The 13,077-nt window shown below is 47.6% G+C and carries 11 protein-coding genes; 1 reads left to right on the plus strand and 10 read right to left on the minus strand.

The window, feature by feature from the left end; all coding sequences use genetic code 11:
* Positions 1–151 precede the first annotated feature (151 nt).
* The 9 genes from tilS to ACY69O_RS07735 all read right to left on the minus strand — a co-directional run bounded on the left by tilS (position 152) and on the right by ACY69O_RS07735 (position 11,178).
* Positions 152–1,552, minus strand: coding sequence for a tRNA lysidine(34) synthetase TilS (tilS, locus tag ACY69O_RS07695; RefSeq protein ID WP_462332885.1), 1,401 nt, complete (start codon positions 1,550–1,552; stop codon positions 152–154).
* Positions 1,553–1,616: 64 nt separating this feature from the next.
* Positions 1,617–2,117 carry a S1 domain-containing RNA-binding protein gene (locus tag ACY69O_RS07700; RefSeq protein WP_462332886.1) on the minus strand — a complete coding sequence of 167 codons (501 nt, stop codon included), beginning with the start codon at positions 2,115–2,117 and terminating at the stop codon, positions 1,617–1,619.
* A 79-nt stretch (positions 2,118–2,196) separates the two neighbouring features.
* The gene (locus ACY69O_RS07705) at positions 2,197–2,484 is read right to left on the minus strand and encodes an FtsB family cell division protein (RefSeq protein WP_462332887.1); all 288 of its coding nucleotides are present in this window, start codon (positions 2,482–2,484) and stop codon (positions 2,197–2,199) included.
* A gap of 137 nt (positions 2,485–2,621) precedes the next feature.
* Positions 2,622–3,125, minus strand: a complete 504-nt coding sequence (locus ACY69O_RS07710; protein WP_462332888.1) for a hypothetical protein — start codon at positions 3,123–3,125, stop codon at positions 2,622–2,624.
* 124 nt (positions 3,126–3,249) lie between these two features.
* On the minus strand, positions 3,250–4,386 hold the full coding sequence (locus ACY69O_RS07715; protein ID WP_462332889.1) for an MGDG synthase family glycosyltransferase: 1,137 nt from the start codon (positions 4,384–4,386) through the stop codon (positions 3,250–3,252).
* 75 nt (positions 4,387–4,461) lie between these two features.
* The gene (locus ACY69O_RS07720; protein WP_462332890.1) at positions 4,462–5,211 is read right to left on the minus strand and encodes an SDR family NAD(P)-dependent oxidoreductase; all 750 of its coding nucleotides are present in this window, start codon (positions 5,209–5,211) and stop codon (positions 4,462–4,464) included.
* A 31-nt stretch (positions 5,212–5,242) separates the two neighbouring features.
* Entirely contained in the window at positions 5,243–6,691 is a 1,449-nt protein-coding gene (yabN, locus tag ACY69O_RS07725) for a bifunctional methyltransferase/pyrophosphohydrolase YabN (protein ID WP_462332891.1), read from the minus strand.
* Positions 6,692–10,009: a transcription-repair coupling factor gene (mfd, locus tag ACY69O_RS07730; protein ID WP_462332892.1), complete on the minus strand. Its 3,318-nt coding sequence runs from the start codon at positions 10,007–10,009 to the stop codon at positions 6,692–6,694. It lies immediately after the preceding gene.
* 134 nt (positions 10,010–10,143) lie between these two features.
* Positions 10,144–11,178 (minus strand): calcium/sodium antiporter, encoded by a 1,035-nt coding sequence (locus tag ACY69O_RS07735; RefSeq protein WP_462332893.1) that lies wholly within the window; start codon positions 11,176–11,178, stop codon positions 10,144–10,146.
* 225 nt (positions 11,179–11,403) lie between these two features.
* On the opposite strand from ACY69O_RS07735, the gene ACY69O_RS07740 reads away from it, so the two are divergent.
* Positions 11,404–12,474, plus strand: coding sequence for an HD-GYP domain-containing protein (locus ACY69O_RS07740; RefSeq protein WP_462332894.1), 1,071 nt, complete (start codon positions 11,404–11,406; stop codon positions 12,472–12,474).
* Positions 12,475–12,528: 54 nt separating this feature from the next.
* Here the strand turns inward: ACY69O_RS07740 and ACY69O_RS07745 are convergent.
* Positions 12,529–13,077, minus strand: a 549-nt coding sequence (locus ACY69O_RS07745) for a class I tRNA ligase family protein (RefSeq protein ID WP_462332895.1), incomplete at its 5' end; no start/stop codon positions are given.

A 13,077-nucleotide genomic window follows, 5' to 3' on the forward strand; every position in this document is an offset into this window, starting at 1 on the left:
CCTTCAGTATTCCAACCACAACAAGGTCCTTGCCTTCATAATCCTGGCTGATGATCCGCCCCATAGCCTGAATTTTATTGGCAAGCTGCTCCTTTGTAAACATTACCCTTTCCAAATCTTCCATCATGATAGATTACAACTCCCTTTTCGATTAATTCCTCAGCCATTCCGGCATTTTATCATATATAAGTTTCATACGGACCGCTGCGCCCCCGATTTTCGGACGGGCTGTGTCCGACTGCCGTATTCCGGCAATCCATAAAATCTGTCCGTTTGCTTCGACAATCGGGATTTCATTTCTTCGATCCCGTGGTATTTTACGGTCAATCAAAAGTTTTTTCACCGTCTGGCTTCCACCGCCTGCCGAAAAGCGGTCGCCGTTTTTTCTCATGCGGACCTTCGCTCCCGAAAGCATTTCCGCATCTATAAATATCTCACTGCGGCTGCCGGATGGTCCTTCGTATGAGGTATTCTCACACGAAACAGACAGCCCCAATTCGTCAATATGTGTAATCCCCGGAACTGTGAGAGGCTTTTCCTCCCACTCCACAGGCTCTGCATTCTCAGCCGAAAGAATAACCTCTTCGGCATTTGCCCATGCGTGCAGGCCGCAGGGAAGGTGAAGCTCTTTCCCTGTATGCCCCGGAAGAAAGAGATTTTTCAATGCTTCGTACAAAACATACGAAAATTTCATGCTGCCGCCGATATTTTGAACGGCGGTACGCAAAACAGCCATCTGCATCGTTTCATGGAGCCCCAAAAAGAGCTGCCGCGAAAATACGACTTTCCTCTCTGTTTCCGAACGAACAACGCTCTTTCTTGCTTCTATTTCCTGCTGTGCGATATAATCCGTCTGGTCAGCAGCAATCGCAGCCAGTCGGCACAATGCTTCGCCAAGCATAGGGTTATATTCTTTCTTAAGCTGAGGAATCAGCGAAAGTCTCAGCTTATTGCGGGTTGCGTCAAGATACTCATTTGTACTGTCCATACAGGGAGTAATCCCCCTGCTTTCACAATACTTCTCAATAGAATCTCTGCTCGCAAAGAGCAGCGGCCTTATGAGTATTCCGTTTTTGGGGCGTATCGCTGCCAGCCCTTCGACTCCTGTGCCGCGCAGTATACGCATAAGTACAGTTTCTGCCTGGTCATTGGCCTGATGCGCCACAGCAATGCGTGCCGCTCCGATTTTCTCTGCCGTCCCATACAAAAATGCATATCGCATTTCACGCGCGGCAGTTTCAATGGACATATTGTGCTCATCTGCATAGGCAGGAACATCTCCCCTGCCCGCATAGTACGGAATATCATGCTCAAAGCAAAAGCTCCGTACATATTCTTCGTCGTGGTCTGCTTCCTGCCCGCGAATCCCATGATTGAAATGGGCCGCCGCCACTCTGAGCTTCCCTCCGGATTTTTCAGAGATACGGCAAAGAACGGAAAGCAGCGCCATTGAATCCGGGCCGCCTGAGCATGCAGTCAAAACCAGAGTATTGTCTTCCCAAAGTCCCCGGCGCTGCGCATACGCTTCCACTAAAGATTCTAAATCTTCCATGCTGTTCCCATAATCAGAAAAAGCACCCTTTGCAGAGTGCTTATTTCTCCCTTTCATAAAAGGCTCAACTAGAACGGCGAGCGCCACGTCCTCCGCGTTTGGAGTCTGTTTTCTTCTTCAGATCGGTAAGCCGTTCGTCACTGTCCTTCAAGAACTTAGACAGCTTATCTTCAAAGGAAAGAGGCCCGCTGCTGAACCGTCCTGCAGGACGATGGAAATCTCCGCCACCCATGGGACGATGCGGCGTATGTGCTGCATGTGAAAAGCGATTGCCGGTTCCTGCCGGTGCGGCAGCACGAGGTGCCTGCGGCTGAGGCTGCTCCGGTTTTTTCGGCTGCAGTTTTTTAATCGAAAGGCCAATCTTTCCGTGCTCATCTATCGTGAGCACCTTCACTTTAACCTTCTGGCCTTCCTTCAAAAAGTCGTTGACATCATTTACATAGACATCTGCAACCTCTGAGATGTGAACTAATCCGACCTTATGGTCTCCCAAATCCACAAATGCACCGAATTTCGTAATACCGGTAACTGTTCCTTCCACTACTCCGCCAACTTCAATGGCCAAAATACTCTTTCCCCCTTAAGTTAAAAGTTGAATTTATTATACCCTTGCCGCTCTTTGAGTGTCAAGGAAATATACAGGTTCAGCGATGCGCCGAAATGTACGGCATTTCGCCCTGACGCGTCATTCCGAGATCCTCACGGGCAACCTTTTCGATATAGTTCGGATCTTCAAGACCGGCGCGCTGTTCCTTTAATTCGGCATTTCTTACACGCGCCGCTTCCAAACGAGCCTGTGCCGCTTCATAATCACGGTTCAGGGCATTCAAATGAAACTGCTGCTCAACGAAGGTATAAGAAAAGTACACAGCGATTACAACCAACGCTGCGACAAACCAATTGAAACGAATACTATTCTTTTTTCGTTCCATAACCTATCCCCTCATCTTCGAAAACGTCTAATAAGGCATCTTCACAAGATACCATTCTAATCATACTAATATTTCAGTAATTATGCAAGAATAAAATACTTCTTTCGTATGTCTGACCGCCGAATTTTTTATCCGGCCTAAGTATTTTTCAGCTTATCCTCTTCCTCCTGCGGATACGGCAGATAGAATCCTGACGTAAGAACTTCACGGTAAAACACCCCGCAGGAATCGCACTGGTATTTCGGCTTGGTATTTTCCATATCGACTTTGCCATTCACAACACGAACTGCTCCGCCTTCTACCTCACGGAACTCACGACCGCATTTCGGACAGTGCCGCTTTCCGTTTGCATCTTTTTCAAGAGACACAGGCCCTTCCTTCGGAACAGGCGGTTTGACTATATGTTCCTTATGCTGGCTCTTAACGGCTTCCTCCAACGGGAAAACATCGTAATAGCCCGTGGACATAACCTCTCTATAGAAAACGCTGCACTTTTTGCAATTATACCGCGGCTTATAATTCTCCATATCCAAATGCCCGTTTACGATTGCTACAGCGCCGCCATCAGAGTATTCCAACGGGCTGCCGCAGTTCGGACACAGAAATGTATCGTCATTTCTCTGAAGCTTTCTTAGCGTCATAATCTCACCCAGATACTTTCCCTAGAAATGTATTACCTGTTTCAACCAAAAAGTCACACTATTATTTTATTCGATATCGAACTGAAAAATACCTTTTATGATTTAAAAAATTTTTTGTATTATTTTATGCCCGAATAAATTTTTCCAATTCCCCGGACAATGTCTCCGCAATATCCCGTGCCGCATACGGACGTTTGAGCGCATGCTCTCTTTCACGCATCGCCGCGAGCTTCTCCGGAGAGGAAAATATACCGTTTAATTCTTCCTCAAGCTTCGTTTCTTTATTTACCCATACAGCCGCGCCGAGACGCGAAATATACACCGCGTTTTCCGTTTCGGGGCCGGGAATAGGCTCGTGCAGTACCATAGGCAGCTCTGCCGAAAGAGCTTCTGTTATGGTCAATGCGCCGGGTTTGCTTATCAAAAGGTCTGCCGCCGCCATATAATCCCTCACCGCCTGGGTAAATCCAAGCACACGGACATTCTGCCGCGATTCCTTGGCTGTTTCCTCAAGCCGTCTTTTGAGTTCTTCGTTCCTTCCCGCTATAACAATGAGCTGCAGCTTCTGCTCTACCTTTTCCAGTGTCTTTAAGGTATATTCCATTCCTCCAAGACCAAGTCCGCCGCCCATAATCAGCACTGTCGGTATTTCAGGAGTGAAGCCAAGCCCTGCAAGCACCGATGACCTGTCTTCAGTCTGATGAAAGCTTGCCTTTACCGGTATTCCCGTAACCCAGACATTATCTGCCGGAAGCCCCGCTGAAATCAGGTCCGTTTTCATAGCTTCACGGGCTACGAAATAACAGTCCGCGTTAGTGTATATCCACATTTGATGGACTGAGTAATCCGTAATAACAGTAGAAAACAGAAATTCCTCCGGGTGTCTTTCCTTTCTCCATGAAGCTGCTCCGGCAGGAAACGGGTGCGTACATACGATTGCATCAGGCCTGTACTTTTTCACCAAAGACGCAATATCCGCAGAGGTTATTGCAGATATAAGACTCTGTACTGAAAGCCCTCCTGCTTTTCCGCCTGTAAAACGATACATCAGCTCATAAAGATTCGGAATAAATTTCAGCATGAAAAGATAGCATGCCTTCATGAAAGCTGTCGCCCATGATATTTTCCATTCCGTGAAGTCAACTATCTCAATTGACGCATCAGGATATTTAATTCTAAGTTCATCTGAAACTGCTTCAGCGGCTTTGATGTGCCCTGAACCGATTGAAGCGGCAATGATGAGAAAGCTCCTTCCCTTCATGCTTTCCTCCGTAAAAACCAAAAATTACGACAATCATTCTATCATATTGATATTTGTATCGCAATCCGAGCCCGATTATGCCGTGATTCCACCATCAACGGTCCAAGCCGCTCCGGTGACAAAACCCGCAGACTCTGAAGCCAGGAAAACAATTACTGCCGCAGCCTCCTCGGCAGTTCCGATTCGTCCGACGGGATATACAGACGCCATCATCTTAAGAGCATCCTTCTTTGAAGGCTCGTTTTCTACCTGCTTTTCCGTCAAAGGAGTCATAATGTCGCCCGGGCAGACACAGTTCACTCGCACGCCCCATGACGCTGTTTCCAATGCCAATGCTTTCGTGTAGAGCGTGACCGCGCCCTTGGACGCGCAGTAAAGACTGCAGCCGAAATTGCCCTGAAGCCCCGCGTCGGAGGAAACATTGACAATATTTCCTTTTTTCTTTTTCAAAGCGGGCAGAGCGTATTTGGACATAAACATCGTTCCCTTGATATTTGTGTCCATAATCGCGCTGTAGGATTCCTCTGTCAGATTTTCGGCAGATTCCTCCATATAGATTCCTGCCGAGTTTACGAGACAGTCAAGACGTCCCCACTGCTGCAGCGCTTCCTGTACCGCGTTTTTGCAGTCCTCAGGCTTTTGAACATCAGCGCGTATAAAGTGAACGTCCTCAGACTCTCTGCGCAAAAGCTTCAATGCCTTCTGTCCCTTTTTCGCGTCCCGTCCAAGAACGGATACAATATAGCCCAGATTCAGGAACATTTTTGCCGCGGCAAGACCGATTCCCGATGTGCCTCCTGTAATCAAAACTGCTTTCTTTTCCATGCTTTCACTTCCATAATCCTACACAAGAACATTACTCTTCTTTTTTCGCTTCATTCCAAAACGCAATCAATGCATCAGTATCAAACTTTTTCCAATCTCCGCCGTTTTCATTAATTTTATTCTCAACAAATGAAAAACGTCTGCGGAATTTTCTGTTTGCCTTCATGATAGCAACCTCAGCAGGAACTTTCAAAAGTCTGGAGAGATTTACGCATGCAAACAGAAGGTCTCCCATTTCTTCTTCGATTTCGGACTGATTTCCTTTTGCGGCAGCAGCCTTCAGCTCATCTGCCTCTTCGCGGCATTTATCCCATGCCTGCTTTATATCAGGCCACTCAAAGCCTACCCCTGCAGCACGCTGCTGGAGCTTTGCCGCGGCAAGAAGTCCCGGAAGCTCAGGAGGTAGCCCGTCTATAACGGAGCTGCGCTCAGGCTTTTCTTTTCTCTTTAATGCTTCCCACTCCACCATCACCGCAGCCGCGTCAGATGCTTCAACATCTCCGAAAATATGCGGATGGCGGCGAATCATCTTTTCAGAGATGCCGTCTATAACATCCTGCATGGAGAAGCTTCCTGTCTCCTCCGCGATACGTGCCTGAAAAACGATCTGCAGGAGCAGGTCTCCCAGCTCCTCGCACAAAAGCTCCTTGTCGCCCGTATCTATTGCTTCAATCACCTCATAGGCTTCCTCAAGAATGTGCTTTCTGAGAGATTCAGGCGTCTGTTCGCGGTCCCACGGACATCCGCCGGGCTCACGCAGGCGGCACATTATTTCCGTGAAAGGAGTGAAATCGAAGCGCTCGTCCTTTTTCCTTGCAGGAATGTAAACACTTGTAAGGTGGTCTATATCCGGCTGACGGTCCAGCTGATACAAAGGAATCCTGCGGATTGACTCGTCAGGCAGACCGAGATTATGCGTATAAATAATCTCAAACTCATCAGGCAGAAGCTCCATAAGGCTGAGCTTCGCCTCTGAAGCTATCATCGGGCTGTAGACCTGCGTTATGATAATTCCCGTAGGTATATCAAGGGGCAGCCGCTCCAGGTCCGCAGCATCAACAATCGTAAGACCGCTTATAGGGTCTATTCCCAGGCGCGTGTAAAGCACCTCTACGAAGCTCATTGCGGGCAGGATAGTAAGCTCTACATTTTTCTCCTGTGCCTTTTCACGAAGCAGAACCACTGTGCGCTCCGCTACAAGAGGGCTTCCCGGTACTGCATATACCAGTGTTTCTCCCTTTGCCGCCCTGCCGATAAGCTCTTCTGCGATAGAATTATACAGAGACTCAAAATCCTCTGCGGTTTCATATCTGTCATCAAAAGAGGAAAACTCAATCCCCTTCTTTTTCAATTCATCTGCCGTCGGATGTACGGCTGTTCTCAGTACGAGCTCAGGCGCGTTCTTCATAAGCTCCCATGCTTCCATGGACATGAGCCCGAAGGAACCCGGCCCCATTCCTACTACCGTGATACTTCCCATTCAGGGTTTCTCCTTTCTTTTCACAAGCTGAACATCTTCCCCTGCCAGACTCAAAAGCACCGATTTAAGCAGGGACAGGACGTCCTTCTTCTGTTTTTCCGTCATGCGTATGCGTATTGTCTGCTGAAGAGGAAGAAGCTTCATTGCCATTCCCATTCTCTTTTTCAGGCCCATTAAATGCTCGGGAGCAATTTTATGCTCCGGCCAGAGAACAAGCTCCAAAAGCATATCCTTCTGCACCATTGAACGAATGCCGAGGTCACGGGCATAATTCTTTATGCGCGCCACCTCTATGAGCCGCATAACAGGCTTCGAAGGCTCTCCGAATCTGTCTATGAGGTCGTCTATGAGACGCTCTATCTGCTTTTCATTCCTTACCGCCGCAATGCGCTGATATATCTCAATCTTATGCATTGCGTCATCAATATATCCGCCATCAAGATATGCCTCGACGGTAAGCTCGATGACAGGCTCAGGAATTTCCTTGACAGGCTGCCCGGTACGAAGCTGCTGAACAGCTTCATCAAGCAGCTGACAGTACATCTCAAAACCAACGCTCGCTATATGACCATGCTGCTGCGAACCAAGAAGATTGCCTGCGCCGCGTATCTCCAAATCGCGCATTGCAATTTTGAAGCCCGCGCCAAGCTCGGCAAATTCCTTCATTGCCTGCAGTCTTTTTTCGGCTGTCTCTGTCAGAACCTTATCCCGCTGATAAACGAAATAAGCAAACGCCATTTTCTTGCTTCGTCCAACACGCCCTCGCATCTGATAAAGCTGTGACAATCCGAAATAATCGGCATTGTAGACAATAATTGTATTGGCATTGGCTACGTCAAGACCGTTTTCTACAATACTGGTAGCAAGGAGAATATCATACTCACCCTCGTAGAAATCCATCATGACTCTTTCAAGCATATCCTCAGGCATCTGCCCGTGTGCCGTCTGTATTCTTGCCTCAGGCACCAGTGCTTCCAGCTTCAGGCGCATACGGTCTATTGTTTCGACACGGTTGTATATGAAATATATCTGCCCTCCGCGTTTTAACTCTCTCCGTATTGCTCCCGCGATAATGCTTTCATTCGACTCAATGACGTATGTCTGTATCGGGTAACGCTCCGCAGGAGGTGTTTCGATAATACTCATATCCCTTGCACCCACAAGCGACATGTGCAGGGTACGCGGAATAGGTGTAGCCGACAGGGTAAGTACATCGATACCCGCAGAAAGCTTTTTGATTTTTTCCTTCTGCTTTACTCCGAACCGCTGCTCCTCGTCAACAATCAAAAGCCCCAGGTCCTTGAATTTCACCTTGCGGGAATTCAAAAGAGCATGGGTTCCTATGAGTATATCCACTCTGCCCTCGGCAGTCTTTTCCAGTGTAGCCTTCTGCTCCTTCGCCGTGCGGAAACGGCAGATAACATCAACATTCGGACCGAATTTCATAAACCGCTCCGAAAAGGTCTGATAATGCTGCTGCGCCAAAACTGTAGTCGGAACCAGCACTGCAACCTGACGTCCACCCATAACCGCCTTAAAAGCAGCACGGATAGCAACCTCTGTCTTTCCGAAGCCCACATCACCGCAAAGCAGACGGTCCATGGGGACAGGCTTTTCCATATCGCTTTTTATATCCCGTATGGCTGCTAGCTGGTCCGGTGTTTCCTCGTACTGAAAGGCATCTTCAAATTCCTTCTGCCACGGCGTATCCTCAGGATATGCAAAGCCCACTGTTTCACGGCGCTTTGCATAGAGCTTTATGAGGTCCTGGGCAATATCCTCCGCGGACGCCTTTGCTTTTGCTTTAGCCTTTGCCCATTCCGTGCCTCCCATTTTATGAAGGCGCGGAGTCTCACCCTCTGAGCCTATATATTTCTGTAAAAGCTGCACCTGGTCTGTCGGGACAAAGAGCTTATCGTCACCGCCGTATTTTATGTGCAGATAATCCTTCTTTACGCCGCCAACATCAAGAGTGATTACGCCGAGATATTTTCCGATACCGTGATTTACATGGACAACATAATCTCCCGTATGTATTTCACGGAAATGGGATATTTTGCTTGCATCGGGAGTTGACAGCATTCTACGCTTCTTTTTCTGATGCCCGAAAATATCCTTTTCGGTGACGACTACAAGCTTTGCGTCAGGCAGCTCAAAGCCCCCCGACAGAATACCCTCCGCTACGCTTACAAGCTTTTCGTCCAGATGGTCGGGGTTTGGGATTGCCACGGAAGGAATACGGTTTTTCGCAAGCATTTCCCTCATGGACGAGCATTTTATATTGTCACCCAGAAGTACAAGCAGCTTTTGCCCGTTTTCGTGCCATTCCTTCATATCCCCCGTAAAGAGGTCAAACTGCTTCTGATACGGCGCAACGGCTTTTACAACGACACTCATGATAGCATCAGGATCTGCGTCATGCACCTTCTGCAGCATCAGCGCCGTATAAAAAACATTATTCGGCGCACTTGCCTCAAGCAAATCCTCCCACGAAAAAACCTGTGTTTTTATATCCGGATTTTCTCTTATGCTCTGACGTATGCTCTCTCTGATTCGCATAGGCTCATCAAATTGAACAACACCGTTTCCTTCAAGATAGGAAATAAAGATTTCAGGCCGTCCGGAAGCGTCCGTATCAGCCAGTGGAAGTACACGTACCTCTCCGATATTGTTTGTGGAGCGCATGGACTCTATTTCAAATTCACGGAGAGAATCTATTTCATCATCAAAAAACTCAATACGCACAGGACTGAGCATATTGATAGGAAACACGTCCACAATACCGCCTCGGGCGCTGAACTGTCCCATGCGTTCTACCTCTGCCGCATGCTCATACCCGAGATTTGTAAGGCGCTGCAGGAGCTCTTCACGCTCCATGACATCACCAATCTTCAGCGAAAGACTGAGACGCGCAAACTCCTGACGGGACATGCCCTTCTGTATCGCTGCCGCTGCGGTTGTCAAAACCACCACAGACTCATGGCGCATAAGACGTCCGAGAACGTCCATTCTTTTTGCCATAAGCTCAATACTCTTTGCAGCCACCGCAAAATTTGCCTGGTCTACCTCAGGAAGCTCCACCACTTTTGTTTCCGGAAGCAGAAACGACAGGTCATCTCTCCACGCCGAAAGAGCCGCCTGATCCGGTGTGATGATAATCCACGGACAGTCAACGGCGTCATACGCTGCCGCCAAAACCGCATGCTTCGGAGCATCCGCCAAACCGTAAACAAAGCTTTGATGCTTTTTCTTCGCGAACGCCTCACATATTTCAGCTATATTTTTATCCTGCCTCATAGCGGCAAAAAGAGCCTTCATTACTTTCCTCCTGCAACACCAAAAGGACTGCTGACAAATTCATCAGTAGTCCGTTTTCATCCGTGTATGTGTATCTCAGCCAACAGGCGCTAAAACTCCGCCTGTATATTCTTTACTTTATAATACAACTTTTTTCAGCGCATACAAATATACATGAGATAAATTAAATAAAACGCAAGCATAAAAATGCCTTCATTGCGTGAGATAGTTCCCTTGGTCCATGAACAGATAAGGAGAATAACACTGACCACAAGAAGCACACCTGCATCAATTAAATTTTCCATGATAAGAGCAACAGGCTGGATAACCGTTGCTACACCGAGAATTCCCAAAACATTAAAGATATTGGATCCGACGGCATTTCCTACCGCCATATCCACCTCGTCTTTTTTTGCTGCCACAACAGATGTTACAAGCTCCGGAAGACTTGTTCCGCATGCAACAATGGTGAGACCGATAAGAGTTTCCGAAAGGCCGAAAAGACGTGCGACTGTGATTGCGCCGTAGTGGAACTCCATCCCTGCAACCATACGGTCACCGCCTACGACAAGGTCACCGCCTGCGATTATGGCAATAATGCCCAGTACAATATAAAGCGCAGCCGCGGGCATGGATTTCGGAGCCTCCTCCGTAATATCCTCCTGCATCTGCTCAGCCTCAGCCTGAAGCTTTTCATTTCTGAACTTCAAAGCAGCATATATCGTCCTAGCCAGGAAAAAAGCAAACAGTCCGAGAAGAACTATTCCATCTGCACGGTCAAGCACACCAATGTTTCCGTCCGCCGGCTTTGCTCCCGTAAGAGCAAGGGCTATCATGACAATCATCGCCAGTATGGAGAACGGGATATCAAACTTGCGTGTTGAGCCGTCAACCGCCAGCGGAACAAAAACCGCGCTCATACCCAGAACAACGACAGTATTGAAAATATTTGACCCGGTAACATTACTTATTGCGAGAGAATTGCTCCCCGCAAGCGCAGCCGTCACGCTGACAGCCAGCTCGGGCAGACTCGTGCCCAGGGACACAATAGTAAGTCCTATGATAAGAGGCGGTACATGAAGCCTTTTCGCGACTGCAGAGCTTCCCTCTACAAACGCATCAGCGCCCTTAATGAGAAAGAAAAATCCGACCACAAGCGATATGACGGATGTAATGATTGCTGTTAACATCTGACACTCTCCTTAAAAACATAAAAACAATAACTTGATAATTCTATCATATAGTTATTTCTCAAACAAGAACAGTCTTTTATGACGAAAACTAAACGATTGTCTTATTTGAAAAAATTTTATTATAATAAAAGGAATTTCGGCATCAATGGCGAATATAAAATATGTTGAAGAATTATCTTTTTTAGCGGCAACGAAAATCTAACTCATGAAGGGGGAATTATTGTGCGATCTGTATCTCTGGAGGAATTAAATCCCGGTATGATTCTCGCACGCTCCATCATCAATGACGACATGGTTGTCGTGCTTTCGGAGGGAACACTTCTGACGAAGGCACATATAACGCGGTTGGGCTTTTTGGATATCCCCACCGTCTATGTCAAGGATGAATATGAACTCAGCGAAACATTCCAGAATGTCTCCGCAATGTTCAATCCGAGCAATGCATTTGTAACGGAATACAAAGAAGTTCTCAGCACGGCGCGTTCTATTTTTGATGAAACCGCAAATTCCAATCAGGCGCCTGTAGAAAAAACACGCACCATGGTTTCAGATACGCTGGCACCTCTTGCAAAGCAAAGCGGCGCTATTGATTATCTGCTTGAAGTAAACCATCTTGCAACAGATATTTACAACCATTCGGTCCGAGTTGCTATTCTTGCCGGCGTTCTTGCAAAATGGATGCACAAGGACAAGCAGGAAACACAGGATATTATTCTCGCAGGCTTCCTTCATGACATAGGAAAAACAAAATTCCCGCAGCGCCTTATTGATAAGCAGGTTGAAAACCTGCGCGGAGATGACCTTGACGCTTATATACAGCATACTATGGACGGTCAGCAGATATTAAACGCAAGTCCGAATCTCTCCGATGGCGTTAAGCTCGCTGCTATGCAGCACCATGAATGCATGGATGGTTCAGGCTTCCCCTTCAATCTTTCGGGTGCCGAAAACATCCATCTGTACGCGCGAATCATTGCAGTCTGCAATCTGTATGATAATATCACCACAGAGCGTGAAGGCGCTCGCAAGAGCACACCTTTCGAGGCTATCGACCGCATAACCGCCGACATGTACACGAAGCTCGACCCGAACGTATGCGTCCCATTCCTCGAACACATCAAGGACGCATTCCTCGGCTCGCGCGTCATGCTCCAGAACGGACTTATCGGCACAATCGTCCGCTACAAGAACGATTATGCGGCAAGACCTCTCATCCGTCTCACGCAGGATGAAATCCTCGATTTGAACCAGTATCCGAACATGCAGATTATCGAGTATAACCCGAAAAGCTAATACAAGCGAAGCAAAAAGGGCGTTACACAGCTTTCACTGCGTAACGCCCTCTTTTTATTTCACAACGATATTTACGAGTTTTTTCGGAACGGCGATGACTTTTACGATAGTCTTGCCCGCGATGAGTTCTTTTACACGCGGCTGAGCCAGTGCAGCTTCCTGAATTTCATCTTTTCCGAGGGAAGCAGCTACGACAATCTTATCACGTACCTTGCCGTTAATCTGCAGAACGATTTCGATTTCATCCTGTACCTGTGCGGATTTATCAGCCTTCGGCCATTTCTGGGCGTGTACGCTGCCCTCTCCTACGACCTGACTCCACATTTCTTCTGTAATGTGCGGAGCAAAAGGAGCAAGCATCTTGATAAGGTTCAGTACGACCTCACGGGCAAGTCCTGCATTAAGCTCAGGAACATCCTTACCGTTTTCCGGATAGAATGTATAGAATGCGTTTACAAGCTCCATGACAGCGGAAATTGCCGTATTGAACGTGAAGCGGTCACGGATATCCTCAGTTACTTTATCAATGGTTACATGAAGGATACGGCGAAGGTCTTTTTCTTCCTTCGTGAGCTTCGATACATCATAGGTATCGGAAGCACC

The sequence above is a fragment of the Schwartzia sp. (in: firmicutes) genome, from assembly GCF_978017985.1.